General features: G+C 72.2%; 16 protein-coding genes. 6 read left to right on the forward strand and 10 right to left on the reverse strand.

Annotated elements, in window-relative coordinates; genetic code table 11:
- Window positions 1–67: 67 nt before the first annotated feature.
- Window positions 68–703: a TetR/AcrR family transcriptional regulator gene (locus tag ACIQUR_RS26645; protein ID WP_403669125.1), complete on the reverse strand. Its 636-nt coding sequence runs from the start codon at window positions 701–703 to the stop codon at window positions 68–70.
- Window positions 704–827: 124 nt separating this feature from the next.
- Here ACIQUR_RS26645 and ACIQUR_RS26650 point away from each other — a divergent pair, with 124 nt between their 5' ends.
- Window positions 828–1,799 (forward strand): ABC transporter permease, encoded by a 972-nt coding sequence (locus tag ACIQUR_RS26650; protein WP_403669036.1) that lies wholly within the window; start codon window positions 828–830, stop codon window positions 1,797–1,799.
- Window positions 1,792–2,559: an ABC transporter ATP-binding protein gene (locus ACIQUR_RS26655; RefSeq protein WP_403669039.1), complete on the forward strand. Its 768-nt coding sequence runs from the start codon at window positions 1,792–1,794 to the stop codon at window positions 2,557–2,559. The genes ACIQUR_RS26650 and ACIQUR_RS26655 overlap by 8 nt, the downstream gene beginning before the upstream one ends.
- A gap of 136 nt (window positions 2,560–2,695) precedes the next feature.
- Here ACIQUR_RS26655 and ACIQUR_RS26660 read toward each other — a convergent pair whose 3' ends face one another.
- From ACIQUR_RS26660 to ACIQUR_RS26670, 3 genes are all read right to left on the reverse strand, one after another.
- Window positions 2,696–7,645: an NAD-glutamate dehydrogenase gene (locus ACIQUR_RS26660; RefSeq protein WP_403669042.1), complete on the reverse strand. Its 4,950-nt coding sequence runs from the start codon at window positions 7,643–7,645 to the stop codon at window positions 2,696–2,698.
- A 346-nt stretch (window positions 7,646–7,991) separates the two neighbouring features.
- Complete coding sequence (locus ACIQUR_RS26665) at window positions 7,992–8,666, reverse strand: HAD family hydrolase (protein ID WP_403669045.1); 675 nt, start codon at window positions 8,664–8,666, stop codon at window positions 7,992–7,994.
- Between the two features lie 34 nt (window positions 8,667–8,700).
- Window positions 8,701–9,201 carry a DUF6912 family protein gene (locus ACIQUR_RS26670; protein WP_403669048.1) on the reverse strand — a complete coding sequence of 167 codons (501 nt, stop codon included), beginning with the start codon at window positions 9,199–9,201 and terminating at the stop codon, window positions 8,701–8,703.
- A 274-nt stretch (window positions 9,202–9,475) separates the two neighbouring features.
- On the opposite strand from ACIQUR_RS26670, the gene ACIQUR_RS26675 reads away from it, so the two are divergent.
- On the forward strand, window positions 9,476–9,889 hold the full coding sequence (locus tag ACIQUR_RS26675; protein ID WP_403669051.1) for an Rv3235 family protein: 414 nt from the start codon (window positions 9,476–9,478) through the stop codon (window positions 9,887–9,889).
- Between the two features lie 71 nt (window positions 9,890–9,960).
- Here ACIQUR_RS26675 and secA read toward each other — a convergent pair whose 3' ends face one another.
- On the reverse strand, window positions 9,961–12,750 hold the full coding sequence (gene secA / locus ACIQUR_RS26680) for a preprotein translocase subunit SecA (protein WP_403669054.1): 2,790 nt from the start codon (window positions 12,748–12,750) through the stop codon (window positions 9,961–9,963).
- Window positions 12,751–12,978: 228 nt separating this feature from the next.
- Between secA and ACIQUR_RS26685 the strand changes: the two genes are divergently transcribed.
- The 3 genes from ACIQUR_RS26685 to ACIQUR_RS26695 are packed head-to-tail and all read left to right on the forward strand — an operon-like array spanning window position 12,979 to window position 15,362.
- Window positions 12,979–13,560 (forward strand): GNAT family N-acetyltransferase, encoded by a 582-nt coding sequence (locus ACIQUR_RS26685; RefSeq protein WP_403669057.1) that lies wholly within the window; start codon window positions 12,979–12,981, stop codon window positions 13,558–13,560.
- A 6-nt stretch (window positions 13,561–13,566) separates the two neighbouring features.
- Complete coding sequence (locus tag ACIQUR_RS26690; protein WP_403669059.1) at window positions 13,567–14,148, forward strand: GNAT family N-acetyltransferase; 582 nt, start codon at window positions 13,567–13,569, stop codon at window positions 14,146–14,148.
- A 53-nt stretch (window positions 14,149–14,201) separates the two neighbouring features.
- On the forward strand, window positions 14,202–15,362 hold the full coding sequence (locus tag ACIQUR_RS26695) for a winged helix-turn-helix domain-containing protein (RefSeq protein ID WP_403669128.1): 1,161 nt from the start codon (window positions 14,202–14,204) through the stop codon (window positions 15,360–15,362).
- A 158-nt stretch (window positions 15,363–15,520) separates the two neighbouring features.
- Here the strand turns inward: ACIQUR_RS26695 and ACIQUR_RS26700 are convergent, their stop codons facing one another.
- The 5 genes from ACIQUR_RS26700 to mtrB all read right to left on the reverse strand — a co-directional run bounded on the left by ACIQUR_RS26700 (window position 15,521) and on the right by mtrB (window position 22,314).
- Complete coding sequence (locus ACIQUR_RS26700; RefSeq protein ID WP_399944646.1) at window positions 15,521–16,255, reverse strand: response regulator; 735 nt, start codon at window positions 16,253–16,255, stop codon at window positions 15,521–15,523.
- Window positions 16,256–16,461: 206 nt separating this feature from the next.
- Window positions 16,462–17,151, reverse strand: coding sequence for a ribosome hibernation-promoting factor, HPF/YfiA family (hpf, locus tag ACIQUR_RS26705; protein ID WP_403669131.1), 690 nt, complete (start codon window positions 17,149–17,151; stop codon window positions 16,462–16,464).
- A gap of 327 nt (window positions 17,152–17,478) precedes the next feature.
- Window positions 17,479–18,228, reverse strand: a complete 750-nt coding sequence (locus ACIQUR_RS26710) for a ComF family protein (protein ID WP_403669063.1) — start codon at window positions 18,226–18,228, stop codon at window positions 17,479–17,481.
- A gap of 191 nt (window positions 18,229–18,419) precedes the next feature.
- A complete protein-coding gene (locus ACIQUR_RS26715; protein ID WP_403669066.1) occupies window positions 18,420–20,369 on the reverse strand; it encodes an LpqB family beta-propeller domain-containing protein in 1,950 nt (649 codons plus the stop codon).
- A complete protein-coding gene (gene mtrB / locus ACIQUR_RS26720) occupies window positions 20,359–22,314 on the reverse strand; it encodes an MtrAB system histidine kinase MtrB (RefSeq protein ID WP_403669069.1) in 1,956 nt (651 codons plus the stop codon). Before mtrB ends, ACIQUR_RS26715 begins: the two co-directional genes overlap by 11 nt.

Here is a 22,314-nt window from a genome sequence, read left to right on the forward strand (position 1 = left end):
GTCAGGCGCCGGGCAGGCACCACGCGGGCACCGGTCGGGCGCGGGTGAGGTACCGGTCAGGCACCCGTCAGGCCCCGGGCGCCCGCAGCCCGGCGACCACCGCGTGGGCCAGGTCGTCCAGGTAGGAGTCCGGGAGCCCGGCACGGATCACGACGAGCCGCCAGTACAGCGGGCCGATGGCGAGGTCGAGGGCCCGCTCGGGGTCGGTGCCCCCCGGCAGCTCGCCCCGCGCCACGGCGGCCCGCACGATGTCCCCGGCGATGCCCTCCTGGCCCTGGAGCAGCACCCCGCGCACGGCCTCGGCCAGTTCGGGGTTGCGGGCGGCCTCCACGAGCAGGTCCGGGATGACCTGGGAGGCCACGGGGTGGCGCAGCAGGTGCGCGGTGACCTCCAGCAGGGCGCGGACGTCGCCGTGCAGCGAGCCGGTGTCGGGGGCGGGCAGCCCCTGGGCGGCGAAGGCGGAGACCAGGTCGAGCACGAGGTGGAGCTTGGAGCGCCAGCGGCGGTAGACGGCGGTCTTCCCGACCCCGGCACGGCGGGCCACGGCCTCGATCGACATCTTCGAGAACCCGACCGCGGCCAGTTCCTCGAAGACCGCGGCCCGGATGGCCTCGGTGACGTCCTCGCGGAGCACGGCCGCTCCTGCGGGCGCGCGTCGGGAGGGCGAGGCGGCGGCGGACTCGTTGGTCATGCACACGAGCATAGCGGGGGCCGGCGTCACGACGATACGGTTGCGTTCCGACGTACGGCCCCCTACTCTCGGCGTAGCGACGATACGGGTCCGTCCCATCGCCGACCGAGTCTCCCCCTCGAAAGCGACCTCCTCCGTGAGCCTGACGACCGCGCCCCCGAAACCCGCCCCGGAACCGCCCCCGGAACCGGACCGCCGGCCGGGCGGCACCACCGCGACGCTGCCCGCCACGCCCCCCGACCCGGAGGCCGCCCGGCTGGCCGCGGCGCACGGCCTGCGCATCAGCGGCGAACGTCCGGGCCTGCTCGCCTACACCCGGCAGCTGTGGGGGCGGCGGCAGTTCATCGCCGCCTTCGCCACCGCCCGGATGAGCGCCACGTACAGCACGGCGAGGCTCGGCCAGGTCTGGCACCTGATGACCCCGCTGCTCAACGCGGCCGTGTACTACTTCGTCTTCGGCGTCATCCTCGACGCCCGGAGCGGCACGCCGCAGTTCATCCCGTACCTCGTGACGGGCGTGTTCGTGTGGGACTTCTTCTCCAGCGCCTTCACCTCCGGCACCCGCGCCGTCTCGGGCAACCTCGGCCTGGTCCGCGCCCTGCAGTTCCCGCGCGCGGCGCTGCCCGTCTCCGCCGTGGTCCAGCTCTTCCAGCAGCTGATGGTCACCATGGGCGCGCTGGCCCTGATCCTGCTCGCCTTCGGCCAGCCGCCCCGGCCGTCCTGGCTGCTGGCCCTGCCCGCCCTGGCGCTGCTCGCGGTGTTCTGCGCCGGCTGCGCGCTCGTGATGGCCCGGATCGGCAGCCGGACGCCGGACGTCCAGCAGCTCATGCCGTTCCTGCTGCGCACCTGGATGTACTTCTCGGGCGTGATGTGGAACATCGGGCCCACACTGGAGAAGCACCACGTCCCGCACGCGGTGACGCTGGCCTTCCAGTGGAACCCGGCCGCGCTCTACATCGACCTGGTGCGCTGCGCCCTGCTCGACAGCCACCACGCCCACCAGCTGCCGCACCACGCCTGGGCGCTCGCCGTCGGCTGGGCGCTGCTCGCGGGGATCGGCGGCTTCGTCTGGTTCTGGAAGGCGGAGGAGGAGTACGGCCGTGGCTGAACCCAGGATTCCGACCGTGATCGCGGACGACGTGCACGTGGTCTACAAGGTGCAGGGCGCCGGAGGCGGCCGCGGCAGCGCCACCTCCGCCCTGAGCCGCATCTTCTCCCGCCGCGAGCGGCCCGGCGTGCGCGAGGTGCACGCCGTCAGGGGCGTCAGCTTCGTCGCGTACAAGGGCGAGGCCATCGGCCTGATCGGCTCCAACGGCTCGGGCAAGTCCACCCTCCTGAAGGCCATCGCCGGCCTGCTCCCGGCCGCCGCCGGACGGGTCTACACCGACGGCCAGCCCTCGCTGCTCGGCGTCAACGCCGCCCTGATGAACGACCTGACCGGCGAGCGGAACGTCATGCTCGGCGGCCTCGCCATGGGGATGACCCGGCAGCAGATCCAGGAGCGCTATCAGGAGATCGTCGAGTTCTCCGGCATCAACGAGAAGGGCGACTTCATCTCGCTGCCCATGCGCACCTACTCCTCCGGCATGGCCGCCCGGCTGCGCTTCTCCATCGCGGCCGCGAAGAGCCACGAGGTGCTGATGATCGACGAGGCGCTGGCCACCGGCGACGCCCGCTTCCAGCGCCGCAGCCAGCGGCGCATCGAGGAGCTGCGCAAGGAGGCCGGCACCGTCTTCCTGGTCAGCCACGGCATCGGCACCATCCGCGAGACCTGCGACCGGGCGATCTGGCTGGAATCGGGCGTGCTGCGCATGGACGGCCCGACGAAGGAGGTCTGCGACGCGTACGAGGCCTTCGGCAGGAAGTAGCGCCGGAGGCGGCCCGGGGGAACGGGACGCCCCCCCCACGACGGGACCGGCCCCCACGACGGCACCGGCCCGCACGCGGGAGCGCCCCGGACCGTGAAGGTCCGGGGCGCTCCGTCGTACGGCGTGGCCGCCCGCGTCAGCTGTGCGTGCGCAGCAGCGTCCGCATCGTCCGCATCGCGACCGACAGGTTCGCCAGGTCGAAGTCGTCCGACCCGTGGATCTCCTCCAGCGTGGTCCGGGCGCGGCCGATGATCGCGGCGTTGTGCTCCTCCCAGGCCTTGAACCGCTCCTCGGGGGTCGAGGTGCCGTTGCCGACCGCCAGGACGTCGGCGGTCAGGCCCGCGTGGGCGGCGAACAGGTCCTCGCGGATGGAGGCGCGGGCCATCGACTGCCACCGGTCGTTGCGCGGCAGCTCGATGATCCGGTCCATCAGCTGGGTGATGTTCAGGCGGTCGGCGAGGTCGTAGTACACCTCGGCGACGTCCAGCGCGTCCTTGCCCGTCCGGTCGGCGATCGCGACGATGTCGAGCGTCGGGAAGGCCGAGGAGAAGCCCGCGACCTTCTGGGCCAGCTCCTCCGGCACGCCGGCCCCGGTCAGCTCGTCCAGGACCAGCTGGTACCACTCCAGGTCCGCGCCGCGCACCAGCTTGGGCAGCTCGGCCCAGACCGTGGCCACCCGCTCGCTGAAGAACTCGATGGTCTCGGTGATCTCCAGCGGCTGCGGGCGGTTGTTGAGCAGCCAGCGCGTGCCGCGCTCGACCAGGCGGCGCGAGTGCAGCCGGATCCGGGTCTGGACGTCGGCCGCGACCTGGTTGTCCAGGGCCTCGACCGCGTCCCACACCTCGGCCAGGCCGAAGATCTCGCGGGCGGACAGCTGCGCCCGGACGATCTCCTCCAGCGAGGCGCCGGTCTCCTCCCGCAGACGGTGCAGGAAGGTCGAACCACCGGTGTTGATGGTGTCGTTGACCAGGATCGTGGTGATGATCTCCCGGCGCAGCGCGTGGGACTCGACCTGCTCGGGGAACCGGTCCCGCAGCGCCTGCGGGAAGTACGCGAAGAGCAGGCGGCGCAGGTACGGGTCGTCCGGCAGGCCGGTGAGGATCAGCTCGTCGGCGGTCGTGATCTTCGTGTAGGCGAGGAGCACGGCCAGCTCGGGCTGGGTCAGACCCTTGTCGTTGCCGAGCAGCTCGCGGATCTGCCGGTCGCTGGGCAGGAACTCCAGCGCGCGGTCCAGCCGGCCCTCGCGGCCGAGGCGGCGCATGAAGCGCTGCTGGGCGTGGAGCAGGCTGGCGGACTGGGCGATGCCGTTGGCCAGGGCCGTGTTCTGCGCGTAGTTGTTGCGCAGCACGAGGTGGCCGACCTCGTCCGTCATCTCGGCGAGCAGCTTGTTGCGCTGCTTGACGGTCATGTCGCCGTCCGCGACCACCGCGTTCAGCAGGATCTTGATGTTCACCTCGTGGTCGGAGGTGTCCACGCCGGCGCTGTTGTCGATGGCGTCGGTGTTGACCTTGCCGCCGTGCTGGGCGAACTCGATGCGGCCCAGCTGGGTCAGGCCCAGGTTGCCGCCCTCGCCGACGACCTTGACCCGCAGGTCGGCGCCGTCGACGCGGATGGCGTCGTTGGCCTTGTCGCCGACGTCCGTGTGGGACTCGCTGCCGGCCTTGACGTACGTACCGATGCCGCCGTTCCACAGCAGGTCCACCGGGGCCTTGAGGATCGCCTGCATCAGCTCGGCCGGGGTCATCTTGGTGACGCCGGCCTCGATGCCGAGGGCCTCGCGGACCTGGGCGTTGACCGGGATGGACTTCGCGGAGCGGGGGTGGACGCCGCCGCCCGCGGAGAGCAGCTCGGTGTCGTAGTCGGCCCACGAGGAGCGCGGCAGCTCGAACAGGCGGCGGCGCTCGGCGTACGAGGTGGCCGCGTCCGGGTTCGGGTCGATGAAGATGTGCCGGTGGTCGAAGGCCGCGACCAGGCGGATGTGCTCGGAGAGCAGCATGCCGTTGCCGAACACGTCGCCGGACATGTCGCCGACGCCGACGACCGTGAAGTCCTCGGTCTGCGTGTCGTGGCCCAGCTCGCGGAAGTGCCGCTTGACCGACTCCCATGCGCCGCGGGCGGTGATGCCCATGCCCTTGTGGTCGTAGCCGGCCGAGCCGCCGGAGGCGAAGGCGTCGCCCAGCCAGAAGCCGTACGACTCCGCGACGCCGTTGGCGATGTCGGAGAAGGTGGCGGTGCCCTTGTCGGCGGCGACGACGAGGTAGGTGTCGTCCTCGTCGTGGCGGACCACGCCCTTCGGGGGCACGACCTCGCCGGCGACCATGTTGTCGGTGATGTCGAGCAGCGCCGAGATGAAGATCTTGTACGAGGCGATGCCCTCGGCCAGCCACGCGTCACGGTCGACCGACGGGTCCGGCAGGTTCTTGGCGACGAAGCCGCCCTTGGCGCCGACCGGCACGATCACGGTGTTCTTGACCATCTGCGCCTTGACCAGGCCGAGGATCTCCGTACGGAAGTCCTCGCGGCGGTCGGACCAGCGCAGGCCGCCGCGGGCGACCTTGCCGAAGCGCAGGTGCACGCCCTCGACGCGCGGCGAGTAGACCCAGATCTCGTACGCCGGGCGCGGCGCGGGGAGGTCCGGGATCGCCTGCGGGTCGAACTTCATCGACACGTAGGAGTGCGGCTCGCCCTCCGCGTTGGCGCTCTGGAAGAAGTTCGTCCGGAGGGTCGCCTTGATGAGGGTGAGGAAGGACCGCAGGATCCGGTCCTCGTCGAGCGAGGCGACCTGGTCCAGCGCGCCGTCCAGCTCCTCCATCATCGCGTCGATCAGCTCGGTGCCGGCGGCCTGGCGGCTCGGCGACATCCGGGCCTCGAAGAGCGAGACCAGCAGGCGGGTGGTGTGGACGTTGTTGCGGAGGGTGTCCTCCATGTAGTCCTGGCTGAAGGTCGAGCCGGCCTGGCGCAGGTACTTGGCGTACGCGCGCAGGACGACGGCCTGCCGCCAGGTCAGCCCGGCGCCGAGCACCAGGGCGTTGAAGTTGTCGTTCTCCGCCTCGCCGGTCCAGACGGCCGCGAAGGCGTCCTGGAAGCGCTCGCGGGCGTCGTCGCCCAGGTCGCCGTTGCCGCTGCCGGCCGGCATCCGCAGACCGAAGTCGTAGATCCAGGCGCCCTTGCGGTCGCTGCAGCGCAGCTCGTACGGGCGCTCGTCGGTGACCTCGACGCCCAGGCGGTGCAGCACGGGCAGGACGGCCGAGAGGGAGACCTGCTCGCCCCGGCGGTAGATCTTGAAGCGGCGCTCGCCCGGGCCGGCGCTGACCGGCTCGTACAGCGAGAGCGCGAACTCGCGGCCGCTGGCCGACAGCCGCTCCATGTGCACGAGGTCGGAGACCGCGGCGCGGGGCGAGTGGTCGGCCTTGTAGCCCTGCGAGAAGGCGTCGCCGTAGCGGCGCAGCATCTCCGCGGCGCGCTCCTCGCCCAGCTCGTTGACCAGGGCCTCCTGGAAGCCGTCGGCCCAGGAGCGGGCGGCCTCGACCAGGCGGGCCTCGATGCGCTCGGCGTCGGCGTCGGTGAGGTCGGGCAGGACGGTGCCCTGCGGGACGCGGACGACGAAGTGGATCCGGGAGAGGACCGACTCGGTGTTCCAGGCGGTGAAGTCGACGCTGGTGCCGCCGAGCTCCTCGCGCAGGATGTCCATCAGCCGCAGGCGGACGCCGGTGGTGAAGCGGTCGCGCGGCAGGTAGACGAGGGCCGAGTAGTAGCGGCCGTACTCGTCCTGGCGCAGGTAGAGCCGCAGCCGGCGGCGCTCCTGGAGGTACAGCACGGACGTGACGATCTCGCGGAGCTTGTCGACCGGGGTCTGGAACAGCTCGTCGCGCGGGTAGGTCTCCAGGATCTGGAGCAGGTCGCGGCCGTCGTGGCTGCTCGGCGCGAAGCCGGCGCCCTCCAGGACCTCGATGACCTTGCGGCGGATCACCGGGACCCGGCGGACGGACTCGGTGTACGCGGCCGAGGAGAACAGGCCGAGGAAGCGGCGCTCGCCGATGACGTTGCCGTCGGCGTCGAACTTCTTGACGCCGACGTAGTCGAGGTAGCTGGGGCGGTGGACCGTGGCGCGGCTGTTGGCCTTGGTCAGCACCAGCAGCTTGTGCTCGCGGGCCTTGGCGCGGGCGTCGGCCGGCAGGCGGTTGAAGGACGGCGAGACCGGGTGGCCGTCCTCCTTGCCGCTGTGGTGCGGGTCGGAGCGCAGGATGCCGAGGCCGGTGCCGGGCACGGCGGCCAGGGAGTCGCCGTCGACCAGGTTGTACTCGCGGTAGCCGAGGAAGGTGAAGTGGTCGTCGGCGAGCCAGCGCAGCAGCTCCCGGGCCTCTTCGAGCTCGTACTCGCGCAGGTCGCCGGCGGTGGGCTCGTCGGGCAGCTGGTCGGCGATGCGCAGCGCGGCGTCGCGCATCTTCTCCCAGTCCTCGACGGCCTCGCGGACGTCGGACAGCACGCGCAGCAGGTCGACGGTGATCTGCTTGAGGTCGGCCTTGTCGGTCTCGCGGTCGATCTCGACGTGGATCCAGGACTCGACGAGGGAGTCGTGGGGGCGCGAGGTGCGCGGGCCGTGCGCGTCGCAGTCCGGGCCGAGGATCTCGATGAGCTTGCCGGTGACGTCGCGGCGGACGACGACCTGCGGGTGGATCACGACGTGGATGCCGCGGCCCTGGCGGGAGAGCTCGTTGGTGACGGAGTCGACGAGGAACGGCATGTCGTCCGTGACGACCTCGACGACCGAGTGGCTGGAGGTCCAGCCGTTCTCCTCGACCGTGGGGGTCTGGACGCGGACGCTCGCCGTGCCCTGCGGGCGGTTCTCGGCGAGCCGGTAGTGCGAGAGCGCGGCGCCGAAGACGTCCACCGGGTCGCGGTCGAGCAGGTCCTCGGGTGCGGTGTGCAGGTAGTAGCGCTGGAGGTACGAGAGCAGGGTGTCCCGGTCCGGACGCTCCGTCTGCTCGGACCCAGTCGGAAGTAGCCCCCCGGCCGGGCTGTTCTCAGCTACCCGTGCCGCCCGTGCGAGCAGCTCGGCCTTTGCTTCGTCCAGCTTGGTCTGCATGTCCTCTGGCTCCTGTCGCGCGCCGTTGCGTGACGTAGGGGAAGGAAGGAATGGCGTTGCGCCGCGACACGGGGTGCCCGGCCGACTTCGACGCTATGCCGTAAGGAGAGGCGACCGGAGCGGTTTCGGCCAAGATCGGCAGCGGGCTCCGGAAGCGGGAATCAGCGACTGCCCGGGCACTGTGGTGCTCCGGGCGCAGTCCGGGGGCGTCACTGCCCCCGAGGGATATCGCGCTGATCACGGGTCCAAGGCTATCTCGCCATCCCCCCGGGCCGTCATGAGCTGTATGTGTACAAAACCTGGGGGAGAACTTTGACACTCTGGACAGCGACGCGGGCTGGAGTGGCTATCGAGCCAGTTCCCGCGCGGTCTCGACCGCTTCCCCAAGGGTGTCGACGACGGGCACGCCGGCCGTCTCCAGACTGGCGCGGCTGTGCGAGCCGCCGGTGTAGAGCACCGCCAGGGCGCCCACGTGGGCGGCGGCGGCCGCGTCGTCCACGGCGTCCCCGATGACGACCGTACGGGCCGCCGTGACCCCGTCCAGGGCCTCCAGGTGGCGGACCAGGTGCCCGGCCTTGCTGGTGTGCGACGGCCCCGTACGGCCGTCCACGCGCAGGAAGTGGTGGTCGATGCCGTGGGTGCGGACCAGCGGTATCAGCCGGTCGTGCGGGGCGAGGGAGAGCAGGGACTGGGTCAGCCCGGCGTCCTGCCAGCCGGCCAGCAGCTCGCGGGCCCCGTCGGTGAGGCCCACGTGCTCGGCGAAGGCCCAGTAGTGGCGGTGGAAGACGTCGTCCATGACGAGCCACTCGGCGTCGGTGGGCATGCGGCCCATGAGGCGCTCGTAGAACTTGGGCACCGGCACGCAGTACAGGTCGCGGTAGCGCTCCAGCGTGATCTGCTCCAGGCCGAGCTCGGCGAACGAGGCGTTCGTCGCGTCGATGACGGCGTGGATGTCGTGCAGCAGCGTGCCGTTCCAGTCCCAGACGAGGTGCGGTGCGGCCTTCCCGGCGTTCTTCCCCATGCGAAGACCGTACCCGGTGGCTGAAACCGCCTGGTCAGGAGATCAGGTTGGGGATCTCCTGCACGCCGTACCAGAGCAGTTCGTGGTCCTCGGCGCCGTCCACGGTGAACTGGGCGTCGTCGTCGCCCTGGTCCGCGGCGCCCAGGGCGTCGGCGGCGGCGGTGATGTCCGCGACGGCGTCGTCGGCGTCCACGTGGACGGCCGCGGCCAGCTTCAGCCGGACCGTGCCGTCGATCTTCACCTCGCCCAGGGTGGCGGTCTCCATGCCGGGGACGGCCGAGGCGGCCCGGTCGTCCACGTCCACGGCCACGACGACGCGGCGGCGGGCGGTGCCGGGGCTGGTGGCGATCAGGCGCAGGGAGGCGGCGGCGGCCCGGCTGAGGGCCGCGTACTCCAGTTCCTCGATGTCGTCCGAGACGTACCACTCGCGCAGCGAGGGGGTCACGGCGTACGCGAGCAGCGGGGCCGGGCCCAGCTCGCCCGCCTTGTGCGCCTCGGCGAGGCCGGGGAGGGTCAGGGGGACGTACACGCGCATGGGCGGCCGCTTTCCGTAGTCGGGACCTGCTCAGGATACGTGCGCCGGTCCCCCTTCGGGGTGCGGACCCCGGTCTCCCTCCCGTCCACCCGCACACCTCTCCCGCCGCCTCTGACCAGGGCGGACGCGGTACCGCTCACCCGGATAGGTGAACGGGCCGGCGGCGGGCCCGGAGCCGGGCGGACGATTGCCGGGCCCCCGGACGGGCCGTAGAAGAACCCCGACGAAGTTACCGCCCGGTATAGCCCGGGCCCGGCGGATGGGGACGACCGGCATGCAGAGGGACAGGCGCAGCACCGACCGGACCAGGCCCCGCGGCCGCCACGACGCGGCCCGCCCCGGCGGCCCGGCGGGCCCGGGCCGGGCCCCCCGGCCCCACCAGTGGTTCGCCGAACGCCTGCTGGCGGTGCTCAGCGGCCAGTGCCCGGTGCACCGGATGCTGGGCCACACCATCGGCGAGGCGTACGAGCAGCTGGTCGTCCTCGCCCCCGGCGCACCCCTGCGCCCCGCGGCCCGGGTCCGCCCCGTCGTCCGGTACTGCGACATCGGCATGCCCGCCCCGGACGTCATCGAGGCCTTCGCCCGCATCGCCGCCGGCGACCGCCTCTCGGCCATGGCCTTCCGCCTGGAGCGCGGCCGGGACCTCCGCTGGCGCTGCGCGGCGGTGGAGATCGGCCCCCGCGGATGAGGCGGAACGCGGCCGGGGCCGGCCACCCCCGAAGGGTGACCGGCCCCGGCCGTACGCACCGCGCGGCGGTGCTACTTCTTGCGGCGCCGGCCGCCCGCGGCCTTCTGCGCCTTGCGGCGCTCGGCCCGCGTCAGGCCGTCGCCCTCGGGAAGGGTGTCCGAGAAGTCGCCCTCGACGACACCGCCCTCGCCGTCCACCGTGGGGGCGGAGAAGTGCAGCCGGTCCGGACGCTGCGGGGCGTCCAGGCCCTTGGCGCGGATCTCGGGACGGGCCGCCGGGATGGCGTCCTCCTTCTCCAGCGAAGGCGCCACCGGGACCTCCTCGACCTGCTGCTCGACCTGGACCTCCAGGTTGAACAGGTAGCCGACGGACTCCTCCTTGATGCCCTCCATCATGGCGTTGAACATGTCGAAGCCCTCGCGCTGGTACTCGACCAGCGGGTCCTTCTGCGCCATGGCACGGAGGCCGATGCCCTCCTGGAGGTAGTCCATCTCGTAGAGGTGCTCGCGCCACTTGCGGTCCAGCACCGACAGCACCACGCGGCGCTCCAGCTCGCGCATGATGTCGGAGCCGAGCTGCTTCTCGCGCGCCTCGTACTGCTCGTGGATGTCGTCCTTGACGGACTCCGCGATGAACTCGGCGGTGATGCCGGCACGGTCGCCCGCGGCGTCCTCCAGCTCCTCCACCGTGACCTTGATCGGGTAGAGCTGCTTGAAGGCGCCCCACAGCCGGTCCAGGTCCCACTCCTCGGCGAAGCCCTCGACCGTCTCGGCCGCGATGTACGCGTCGATGGTGTCGTCCATGAAGAAGCGCACCTGCTCGTGCAGGTCCTCGCCCTCCAGGACGCGGCGGCGCTCGCCGTAGATGACCTCGCGCTGGCTGTTGAGGACCTCGTCGTACTTCAGGACGTTCTTGCGCGTCTCGAAGTTCTGGGTCTCGACCTGCGACTGGGCCGACGCGATCGCGCGCGTCACCATCTTGTTCTCGATCGGGACGTCGTCCGGGACGTTGGCCATGGCCATGACCCGCTCGACCATCTGGGCCTTGAACAGGCGCATCAGGTCGTCGCCCAGCGACAGGTAGAAGCGGGACTCGCCCGGGTCGCCCTGACGGCCGGAACGACCGCGCAGCTGGTTGTCGATACGGCGCGACTCGTGCCGCTCGGTGCCCAGGACGTACAGGCCGCCGAGGGACTTGACCTCCTCGAACTCAGCCTTGACGGCCTCCTCCGCCTTCTGGAGCGCGGAGGGCAGGGCGTGCGCCCACTCCTCGATGTGCTCCTCCGGGTCGAGGCCGCGCTGGCGCAGCTCCGCCTCGGCGAGGTCGTCGGGGTTGCCGCCGAGCTTGATGTCCGTACCGCGGCCGGCCATGTTCGTGGCGACCGTGACGGCGCCGCGGCGGCCGGCCTGCGCGACGATCGCGGCCTCGCGCTCGTGGTGCTTGGCGTTGAGGACCTCGTGCGGGATGCCGCGCTTGCTCAGCTGCTGCGAGAGGTACTCGGACTTCTCGACCGAGGTGGTGCCGACGAGGATCGGCTGGCCCTTCTCGTGCTTCTCCGCGATGTCGTCGACGACCGCGGCGAACTTCGCGACCTCGGTGCGGTAGATGAGGTCCGGCTGGTCGGTGCGCTGCATCGGCCGGTTCGTCGGGATCGGCACGACGCCCAGCTTGTAGATCTGGTGGAACTCGGCGGCCTCGGTCATGGCCGTACCGGTCATGCCGGAAAGCTTGGTGTAGAGGCGGAAGAAGTTCTGCAGGGTGATGGTGGCGAGGGTCTGGTTCTCGTCCTTGATGTCCACCCCTTCCTTCGCCTCGATCGCCTGGTGCATGCCCTCGTTGTAGCGGCGGCCGGCGAGGATTCGGCCGGTGTGCTCGTCGACGATCATGACCTCGCCGTCGATGACGACGTAGTCCTTGTCCTTCTTGAACAGTTCCTTCGCCTTGATGGCGTTGTTCAGGTAACCGACGAGCGGGGTGTTCACCGACTCGTAGAGGTTGTCGATGCCGAGCCAGTCCTCGACCTTGGCGACACCGGCCTCGTGGATGCCGACCGTGCGCTTCTTCTCGTCGACCTCGTAGTCGCCGGTCTCCTCGATGCCCTTCAGCGGGTTGCCGGCCTCGCCCTTGGTCAGGCGGGTGACCAGCTTCGCGAAGTCGCCGTACCACTTGGTGGCCTGGTCGGCCGGGCCGGAGATGATCAGCGGCGTACGGGCCTCGTCGACCAGGATGGAGTCGACCTCGTCGACCACGGCGAAGTTGTGGCCGCGCTGCACCAGCTCGTCCTTCGACCACGCCATGTTGTCGCGCAGGTAGTCGAAGCCGAACTCGTTGTTGGTGCCGTACGTGATGTCGCAGGCGTACTGCTCGCGGCGCTGCGCCGGCGACATGTTCGCCAGGATGCAGCCGACGGACAGACCCAGGAACTTGTGGACGCGGCCCATCATCTCGGAGTCGCGCTCGGCGAGGTAGTCGTTCACCGTGATCAGGTGGACGCCGTCGCCGGACAGCGCGTTGAGGTACGCGGGCAGCGTGCCGACGAGGGTCTTGCCCTCACCGGTCTTCATCTCGGCCACGTACCCGAGGTGCAGGGCGGCGCCGCCCATGATCTGCACGTCGTAGTGGCGCTGGCCGAGGACGCGCTTGGCGGCCTCGCGGACGGTGGCGAAGGCCTCCGGGAGCAGGTCGTCCAGGCTCTCGCCGTTGGCGTACCGCTCCTTGTACTCCTCCGTCAGCGCCTTCAACTCGGCGTCGGAGAGGTTGACGAAGTCCTCTTCGATGGAGTTGACCTGGTCCGCGATGCGGTGCAGTTTGCGCAGGATCTTGCCTTCGCCTGCACGCATGAGCTTGTTGAAGACGGACACTGAGGCTGGTCTCCTTGCCGGTCGGGCCTGGCACTGGTTCGTACACGGGCACGGCAGGTGGGCCCCACCGCAACGGCCATCGTAAGCGAGGACGTGGTCGCGCCGGGAGGTCCGCCGTCGCCGCAGGGCGGCGCGCGCCCGGAATGAGAACGTACGGGGGGCCTGGAAGGTGCCGGTCTCCCCGAAAACTGTTCGCACCCGCCACGCGCGGGTGACGAGAATCCCTTCATGGAGCCCACCACACTGACCACGGAGCGGCTGCTGCTGCGCCCCTGGACACCGGACGACGCCGACCAGGTGCACGCCTACTGCCAGGACCCGGCCATCCAGCGCTGGACGACCGTCCCCTCCCCCTACGAGCACCACCACGCGGAAGGGTGGGTGGGCGAGCTGGCCCCGCGCGGCTGGCGGGAGGACACCGAGTACGCCTTCGCCGTCTGTCTGGCCGACTCGGGCCTCCTCGTCGCCTCGGCCGGCGTCCACGTCCACGGCCCCGGCGAGTACGAGATCGGCTACTGGACCGCCAAGGAGCACCGCGGCCGCGGCTACACGGCCGAGGCCGTCGACCGGATCGCCCGCTGGGTCTTCACCGACCTGGGCGCCACCCGCCTGGAGTGGCGGGCCGAGGCCGGCAACACGCCCTCGCGCGCCGTCGCCGAGAAGGTGGGTTTCCGTTACGAGGGCCTGCTGCGCGCCGCCCTCCCCCAGCGCGGCACCGCCCGCGACGCCTGGATCGCCGGCCTGCTCCCCTCCGACCTGGGCCTGCCCTCCGCCGAGCCCTACCTGCCCCACCCCACGGAAGCGAAGTAACACCCGATGGACATGGTCACCCTGACCACCGCACGCCTCGTCCTGCGCCCGCACACCCCCGAGGACACGGCCGAGATGCACGCGGCCTGCCACGACCCCGAGATCCGCCGCTGGATGACGATCCCGGACCCGTACCCGGTGGAGGCCGCCGCCCGCTTCGTCGAGGAGACCGTGCCCGCCGGGTGGAAGGACGGCTCCCAGTACAACTTCGTCGCCCGCGAGGCCGACGGCGGCCCGCTCGTCGCCGCGCTCTGCGTGCACCGGCTCGACGACCACATCCACGAGATCGGCTACTGGGCCGCCCCCGGCCACCGCGGCAAGGGCTACACGACCGAGGCCGTGCGCGCCGCCGCCCACTGGGCCTTCGCCGAGGCCGGAGTGGTACGGCTGGTCTGGCGGGCCGGCGTCGGCAACGACGCCTCGCGCGCCATCGCCGAGAAGGTCGGCTTCGTGATGGAGGGCGTCCAGCGCTCGGGCATGGAGCACGACGGCGTCCTGCGCGACTGCTGGTCCGCGGCGCTGCTCCCGTCCGACCTGGGCCTGCCGAGCGCGCTGCCGCACGAGTCGGACACGGCCGCCGGGGCCTGAGTGCCGCCCGGGGAGGCGTTGTCAGTGGTGCCGCCTAAGGTGCGGCCATGACCATGGTCTCGCTCTCCGCCGACGAAGCACGCCGCATCGCCCTGCGCGCCCAGGGGTTCATCGGAGCCCCCGACCGGCGCGCGGGGGTCCGCGGCATACTCCGCCACCTGGGCGCCGTACAGCTCGACACCATCTCGGTGCTGGCGCGCTCGCACGAGCTGATCCCGTACGCGCGGCTGGGCGCGGTCGGCCGGGAGGCGGTCGAGCGGGCGTACTGGACCGACAGCCACGCCTTCGAGTACTGGTCCCACGCGGCCTGCATCCTGCCGATCGAGGAGTGGCCGCACTTCGCCTTCCGGCGCCGGGTCAAGCGGGCCCACGGGTACCGCTGGCACCGGATGCAGGACAAGGAGGCCTCGTGCCGCCTGGTCCTCGACCGGCTGCGCGCCGAAGGCCCGCTGACCTCGACGCAGCTGGGCGGCGCGAAGAACGGCGGTCCGTGGTGGGACTGGTCCGAGACCAAGATCGCCGTCGAGTGGCTGCTGGACGCCGGGGACGTGGTCGTGACCGAGCGGCGCGGCTGGAAGCGGGTGTACGACCTGGCCGAGCGCGCGGTGCCGGACGAGCTGTTCCACGACGATCTGGACGACGCCGAGTGCCTGCGCCGGCTGGTGGCCCTGGCCGGCCGCTCGCTCGGGGTGGGCACGCGCGCGGATCTGGCTGATTACCACCGCCTCAAGGGCGAGCAGGTCGACGCGGTGATCGCCGGTTCCGGCCTGGTGCCGGTGGAGGTCGAGGGCTGGGGCAAGCCGGCCTGGGCCGATCCGGAGGCGCTGGCCACCGAGCCGCGCGGCCGCCACCGCACGACGCTGCTGTCGCCCTTCGACTCCCTGGTGTGGGACCGGCCGCGTACGGAGCGGATCTTCGGCTTCGCGCACAAGCTGGAGGCGTACGTCCCCAAGCCCAAGCGCGTGCACGGCTACTTCGCGATGCCCGTGCTGGCGGGCGGGCGGCTCGTCGGCCGGGTGGACCCGGCCCGCGAGGGGACGACGCTGGTGGCCCGTCAGCTGTCCCTGGAGACCCCGAAGTCGGCGCCCGCGGTCGCGGCCGCGCTGCGGGAGGCGGCCGGGTGGGTGGGCTGTGACGCGGTACGGGTGGAGCGCGGCGCCACCCCGGAGCAGGCCGCCGCGGTCAGCGCGGAGCTGGCGGTGCTGGGCGCGTAGGACCCGTACGGCGGGAGCGGCCGGGGGCCGGGTGGGCCCGCGGCCCGCCGGCCCGGGCCCCGGTGCGCGTACGTCCGCCGGCCCGGGTACGGGCGCGGGCCCGTGCCCGGGCGCGGGCGCGGGCGCGGGCCCGGGCGCGGGCGCGGGCCCGGGCGCGGTCAGCGGATTTCGAGGATCTTCTCCCGCATCGCGTAGACCACGGCCTCCATGCGGGAGTGCAGCTGGAGCTTCTCCAGGATGTTCCGCACGTGGTTCTTCACCGTGTTCTCGGAGATGAACAACTCCTTGGCGATGTCACGGTTGTTCATCCCGGTCGCCACCAGCTTCAGGACCTCCAGCTCACGGTCGGTCAGCCGGGGCGCGGGCACCAGCCGCCGCTCGTCGGTGCGCTGGATCATCGACTTGAACTCGGTCAGCAGCTTCGACGCCATCGAGGGGCTGATCTGCGACTGGCCGTCGGCGACGGCCCGGATCGCGGTCGCCACCTCGTCGGTGGAGATCTCCTTGAGGAGGTAGCCGGTGGCCCCGGCCTTGATCGCGTCGTAGAGGTCGGCCTCCTCGTCGCTGATCGTCAGCATGATGATCTTCGCGCTGGGGGCCACCTCCTTGATGGAGGTGCAGGCCTCGATGCCACCGCGCCGGGGCATCCGCACGTCCATGAGGATGATGTCGGGGAGCAGGTCCGCGGCCTTGTCCACGGCCTCGGCGCCGTCCCCGGCCTCGCCCACGACCTGGATGTCCTCCTCCTGGGCCAGCACGATCTCCAGCCCGCGGCGGAAGAGCGCGTGGTCGTCGACGACCAGGACCCGGATCGGTTCCCCGCCGTGGCCCGCGCCGGGTGTCCCGGAGCAGTCCGCCTCGTCCTCGTGAACCGGTCCGAAGCTGTCCGCCATCGTTCCTCCCCCTGAAGGCCGTGGCCCGAAGTACATGTGCCGCGCCGAATCGGGCGCCCAGGCCGCCCGTTGGCTGCCCGCCATGATTCCATGCCCGGCCGACACGATGGTCGGCCGCTGGCCGCAAATGGATGCCCCCGGGGGCGCGTGGAGCGCCTCCCAGGGGCATCTCGCTGACGTTTTGCCTGCGCGCGGGACCGGGGCCGTCAGCCGCCGAGCGCCCCGCCCGCTCCGCCGCCCTCTTCCGAGGTCGAGTGGCTGTCGGCGTCCAAGTGGATGACGCCGTAGTCGTACGCGTGGCGTCGGTAGACCACGCTCGGCTGCTTGGTGTCCGCGTCGACGAACAAGTAGAAGTCGTGACCGACGAGTTCCATTTCGTAGAGCGCCTGGTCCAGGCTCATGGGCGCGGCCGCGTGGGTCTTCTCGCGGACCACGAGCGGTCCCTCGCCCTGTACTTCGAGCGAGCCGATCCGCGTCGTCGGGATCTCGTCGCTCTCCTCGGTGACCAGGTGGCCGTTTCCGTTCAGCACCGCTGCGCCGGGCACCGCGTCGGCCACCTCCGCGGCGGACAGGCGGCCGGTCCCCCTGCGGCTGAAGCGCTTGTCGTGCTGCTTGCGCAGGCGCGCCTCGAGCTTCTCGTGCGCGAGGTCCAGCGCCGCGTACGGGTCCGCGGCCGCGGCCTCTGCCCGGATCACCGGGCCACGTGAGTGAAGCGTGATCTCCACGCGGTCGGAACGGTCGGCCTGGCGCGGGTTGTGCTCCTTGGACACCTCGACGTCGAGGCTGATCACCTTGCCGTCGAGCTTCTGGATCTTCTCCAGCTTGAGCTTCTCGGCCACGTGCTTGCGGAACCGCTCGGGCACTTCGGTCTTGCGGCCCTTGACGACGATGTCCACGCAGAACTCCGTTCCCGGATCGCTCCGCCTCATCGGGCGAAGCGTCTCCCTTTTGCACCAGACTCCGGTGAGCACCGGAGCCTCGGACTTGGCGACTTTCACCTCCTCCTCCCCCATCGGCAAGATCTCCACCCCACCGACTTCGGGAGGCGGGGAAACCCGCCCGAACTCCGAAGTACGCGATCCGCTGGTGGGGCCGAAGTGCTCGCCATTACCGCTTACAACCGAACATATCTCGCTCGGACGGTTGTCGGCACCCGCTACCGGAACGTACCTCCGATCAGGTGTGTTTTCCCTCCTACCACCTGCAACGATGCGCCAATCTTGTCAGTTCCAATTCTTTTCGAAAGAGGCTGAAGGTCCTCCGACCACGGCCGCTCGTACCCGATCGGATTCGACCGTTCGGGGAGGTGTTCCGCCTTCCGGGAACACTTCTCCGGGCAGCACCGCGCGCACCGCCCGCGCCGCTTCCGCCAGCGACGCCCCGGTGGTCACCAGGTCGTCCACGAGGACGACCTGCCCACCCGCCAGCAGCCGCACACCACCCCGCCGGACCTCCAGGGCCCCGGACAGGTTCGCGCGCCGCTCGCGCGCCCCCAGACCCGCCTGGTCCGCCACCGCTCGCCGCTGCCCCAGCACCGCCGCCACCCGCGCCGGCCGGCCCCCGCGCCGCAGCTCCCGCGCGGCCGCCAGCGCGATCCCCCGGGCCGGGTCGTGCCCGCGCGCCCGCACCGCCCGCCGCGCGGAGGGCACGGGCACCAGTACGAGCGGCCCTCCCCCGGCACCGGGGGCGGCGGCCCGTACCGCCCCGGCCAGGGCACCGCCCAGCACCTCCGCGAGCCCCAGTGCCCCGCGCTCCTTGTGCGCGAGCAGCACCGCGCGCACCGCGTCGCGGTACGGCGCGGCCGCGTACACCGGCGGCAGCCCGTACGGCTCGGGGCTCGGCCGCACCCGCCGCGCCCGGGCCCCGCGCAGCGCACGGCGGCACGCCTCGCAGAGCGGGGTGCGCGCGGCGCCGCACCCACCGCAGTCGACCGGCAGGACCAGCCCGGACAGCTCCCGCCACCACCCCCGCATGGCTCCACTGTGCCCCCGGCGCACCGGCCCGGCCACCCCTGTGGACAACCGCCCCGACGGCGCGCGCCCGCGCCCCCGGGCGGACACGGCGGAAGCCGGCCGGACCTCACCCGGAAGGTGCCGGGGAAGTCGGCCGGATCTCACCCGAAGGAGTGGGCCGGGACAGGCGGTCCGGTCCGGAGGGGAGCGGATCAGCCGGGGTAGACCGGGGCCGAGCCGCCGTCCACCACGGTCCGCCACTGGGCGCCGGGCGGCAGCCAGACGATGCCGTCCGTCCCGGAGTACGCGACCACGGGCGCCTTCTCGTCCTCCGAGGCGGCGATCGCGCTCAGCCCCGTGGCGCCCGGCAGGCTGCCGGAGACCACGACGGACCCGTCGGCCTGCATGTAGCGGGCCTGCACCACGCCCCCGGCCTCCCGGCCGACGACCAGCAGCCGCCCGCGCGAGGCCCAGGACATCGCGGTGACGTCCGCCATCTGGGGGGCCGCCGGGCGCAGCTCGCGCACCAGCACCCTGGTCTCCTCGCTGCCGCCCCGGGCGTCGGGGCGCTCGATCCGCCCCACGTGGAGGGTGTGCCGGCCGTCCTTCTCGATCAGCAGCGCGATGCGCACGCCGTCCGAGGAGACCCGCAGGGACTCGATCCGGCCGCCGTTCAGCCCGGCCACGTCCACCCGCTGCGGGGTGCCCTCGCCGCCGCTCAGCACCCACACCGCCGGGTCCGCCGGGTTGCGGTCGGCCACCCAGAGGTCGCCGCGGCCGTCCCAGCTCGGGGCGGAGAGCCGCTGCCCGGTGCCCGCGTTGGCGGGCGCCTTGCTGGTCAGCAGCGGCTGGCCGAGCGGCCCGCCGGTGGTCAGCGAGACGACGTACATCTCGCGGCCGTTCTCGCCGATCACCGCCGCGCGCTTCTCGTCGTGCGCGACGGCCGCCGAGCCGATCTTGAGCTGCGCGGTGGCCAGCGGCCCGGCCACGGGCTCGCCCTGGTCCGGCCTGGCCTCGCTGTCGGACATCAGCTGGATCCTGCGCAGCCGGTTCTCGGGGTCCACGTAGTACTGGTGCTGCGGCGAGACGTTGGAGAAGCGGTTCGCGGTGACCGTGGCCTCGGGCTCGCCGACCTGGCACAGGGCCGACTTGCCGTCGGAGCGCAGCAGTTCGACGCTGGTCACCCGGGAGGCCGTCAGGTCCTTCACCGTGAACAGCAGCTGGGTGGCCATCCGCCGGCACTGGCTGTCGGCGACGTTGTCGGCCTTGCCGTTGAGCGGCACCCGCAGCGCGTTGTCCCCGTCGTACGAGAGCGTGCGCGTGCCGTCGCGCAGGGCCGTACCGGTGGGGAAGCTCGAACCGACCACCGGGCCGAGCCACTTCGAGGGGCCCGCGAGCAGGGACTGCACGGTCTGGGTGATGGCGTCCATGCGCGACTCCGGGTCGGGGCGCTGGCGCACGAACACCGGGTCGGCGACGAGCATCCCCGAGGCGAAGTAGTACTTGTTGACGGACCGGAAGATGCGCTGGAAGTCGGACTCACCGAGCACCAGGCCGTCGGGGAGCCCGTCGATCCGCCACTGGTTGTCCTCCTTCACCAGCTGGAGGTACTCCTTGTACGAGGCGTTCCCGGCCTCCGGCTGGTAGGCGCTGCGCTCGTCCACGCGGGCCAGGCGGTTGCCGGACAGCTCGAAGCGCTGCCCCTCCTCGTCCTGGTCGTTGCCGGCGCCGAGGCGCTGGCGGTTGAGCTCGGACGACAGGACCGTGATCCCCTTGCCCGGGTTCCACTTCGCCGCGGCCTTCTTGGTCAGGTACTCGCGCGCGATGGCCAGCTTCGGGTCGTCGCTGGTCATGGCCTCCAGGAAGCCGTCGACGATCTCGAACGGGGTGGCCTTGTCCTTCGGCGGCACGCCGAAGACCCGGACCTGCGAGTCGACGCCCTGGGAGGCCTCGACCTGCTTGACCTCGCCGCTGTCGGGCATCGAGGCGCAGCCGGCCAGCAGCAGGGCGCCGCCGCCCAGGGCTCCCGCCGCCCGCCAGCGACGTCCCCGGCCACCGCCGGTGCCGCGGCCGCTGCGGCCGTCCCGGCCCTTGCGGTCGTCCCGGCCGGCGCGGCCGTCCCGGCCCGTCGTCTCGGTGGCCTGCGGGGCCTCAGCGTCCACCTGCGCCGTCCTCCCGGTCCGTGCCCGTCGGCCGGGCTGTCTGTCCTTGCGGGGCGGCCTGGTCGCCGCCGGGCCTGGCCACCACCCGTGCGCCGTTGCCGGGCAGCGCGGTGGGGTCGGTGGGCACGGCCGTGGCGACGAGGGTGCGCGGCGGTATCGGGTCGCGGTCCCGCTCGGCGACGCCCTGGGGGGGCAGGTCACCGGACCGCTCCTCCACCTTGGCCGCGGCGCGGGCGCGGGCGGCCCGCGAGTCCTCCGGCTCCAGCGGGATCGGCGAACCGCGCAGCGGCTCGTCCGCCGTACGGGGCAGCGTCAGCCGGAACTGCGAGCCGCCGCCGGGCTCGCCCCAGGCCTGCAGCCAGCCGCCGTGCAGCCGGGCGTCCTCGACGGCGATCGACAGGCCGAGGCCCGTGCCGCCGGTGGTCCTGGCCCGCGCGGGGTCGGCCCGCCAGAAGCGGTTGAACACCCGGGTGGCCTCGCCGGGCTTCAGGCCCACGCCGTAGTCGCGTACGGCCACGGCCACCGCCCCGCCGGCCGAGGCCAGCCGGACCACCACGTCCTTGCCCTCGCCGTGCTCCACGGCGTTGACCACGAGGTTGCGCAGCACGCGCTCCACCCGGCGCGCGTCCGCCTCGGCGACCACCGGCTGGGAGTCGCCGAGCACCCGGATCCGGCTGCCCTTGCGCTCGGCCAGCGGCTCGGCGCCGTCGATGACCCGGCGTACGACGTCGCGCAGGTCTATCGGCTCGGCCTCCAGCGCCGCGGCGCCCGCGTCGAACCGGCTGATCTCCAGCAGGTCGGCGAGCAGCGTCTCGAAGCGGTCCAGCTGGCTGGCGAGCAGCTCCGCGGAGCGCGCGGTCACCGGGTCGAAGTCGACCCGGGCGTCGTGGATGACGTCCGCGGCCATCCGCACGGTCGTCAGCGGCGTGCGCAGCTCGTGGGAGACGTCGGAGACGAACCGCCGCTGCATGCGCGAGAGGTCCTCCAGCTGCTGGATCTTGAGCTGGAGGTTCTGGGCCATCTTGTTGAAGGCCTCGCCCAGGCGCGCGATGTCGTCCTCGCCGGTGACCTTCATCCGCTCCTGGAGGCGCCCGGCGGAGAGCCGCTCGGCGATCCCGGCGGCCATCCGCACCGGCGTGACGACCTGCCGCACCAGCAGCCAGGCGATGGCGCACAGCAGCACGACGACGAACAGGCCGGCGGTCGCGATGGTCGCCTTGATCAGGTTCAGCGACTCCTCCTCCTGCGTGAGCGGGAAGAGGTAGTACAGGTGGTACGGGTCGCCGTTGATGTCCGTGAGCCGCTTGCCGATCACCAGCGCGGGCTCGGGGGCCTTGCCGCTGCTCGTGTACTCGATGCTGGAGAAGGTCTGGTACGGCCCGGCCCCGCTGTCGACGGCCGTGCGCAGTGCCGCCGGCACGCTCGCGGTCGGGTCGACCCCACCGGAGGCGCGCGGGCCGCGGACGCCGGAGCCGAGGTCGCCGGCCGCGTCCTCGGCCTCGCCGGCGCCGAGCGCGACGACGGAGTACGCCTTCTGGCCGCTGCTGGCGAGCTGCTCGACCAGGTCGGACATCCAGGCACTGGCGTTGCGCCCGGCCCGGTTGTCACCCGCCGCGTTGTCCTGGGCGCCGGTCACCGCGGGCGCGTTGGCCTTCTCCTGCGCGACCGCGAAACCGCCGGAGGCCTGGCTCTGGGCCGCCTCCTCCTTGGCGACGAGCAGGCCGTTGCTGACCTGTCCGATGACGACGAAACCGAGCAGCAGGACCACGCCGAGCGACATCAGCAGCGTGCCCGCGACGACGCGCAGCTGGAGGTTGCGCCGCCACAGCCGGATCGCCGGCAGCAGCGGTCGGCGCACCCAGCGCACGAAGAGACGGAGCAGGGGCCGGCCGGACGCTCCGATCAGGAACCGCCGGCCGCCCCGGGGGGCCGTGCGGGACGGCAT

The organism is Streptomyces sp. NPDC101132 (assembly GCF_044759225.1).
Taxonomy (GTDB): domain Bacteria; phylum Actinomycetota; class Actinomycetes; order Streptomycetales; family Streptomycetaceae; genus Streptomyces.

Excerpts from the sequence above, each read along its gene's own strand:
- ACIQUR_RS26710 (WP_403669063.1), bottom strand. The coding sequence starts at position 18,228 with ATGCGGGGGTGGTGGCGGGAGCTGTCCGGGCTGGTCCTGCCGGTCGAC.
- ACIQUR_RS26690 (WP_403669059.1), top strand. The coding sequence starts at position 13,567 with ATGGACATGGTCACCCTGACCACCGCACGCCTCGTCCTGCGCCCGCAC.
- ACIQUR_RS26660 (WP_403669042.1), bottom strand. The coding sequence starts at position 7,645 with ATGCAGACCAAGCTGGACGAAGCAAAGGCCGAGCTGCTCGCACGGGCG.
- ACIQUR_RS26665 (WP_403669045.1), bottom strand. The coding sequence starts at position 8,666 with ATGGGGAAGAACGCCGGGAAGGCCGCACCGCACCTCGTCTGGGACTGG.
- ACIQUR_RS26670 (WP_403669048.1), bottom strand. The coding sequence starts at position 9,201 with ATGCGCGTGTACGTCCCCCTGACCCTCCCCGGCCTCGCCGAGGCGCAC.
- mtrB (WP_403669069.1), bottom strand. The coding sequence starts at position 22,314 with ATGCCGTCCCGCACGGCCCCCCGGGGCGGCCGGCGGTTCCTGATCGGA.
- ACIQUR_RS26675 (WP_403669051.1), top strand. The coding sequence starts at position 9,476 with ATGCAGAGGGACAGGCGCAGCACCGACCGGACCAGGCCCCGCGGCCGC.
- ACIQUR_RS26700 (WP_399944646.1), bottom strand. The coding sequence starts at position 16,255 with ATGGCGGACAGCTTCGGACCGGTTCACGAGGACGAGGCGGACTGCTCC.
- ACIQUR_RS26685 (WP_403669057.1), top strand. The coding sequence starts at position 12,979 with ATGGAGCCCACCACACTGACCACGGAGCGGCTGCTGCTGCGCCCCTGG.
- ACIQUR_RS26645 (WP_403669125.1), bottom strand. The coding sequence starts at position 703 with ATGCTCGTGTGCATGACCAACGAGTCCGCCGCCGCCTCGCCCTCCCGA.
- ACIQUR_RS26695 (WP_403669128.1), top strand. The coding sequence starts at position 14,202 with ATGGTCTCGCTCTCCGCCGACGAAGCACGCCGCATCGCCCTGCGCGCC.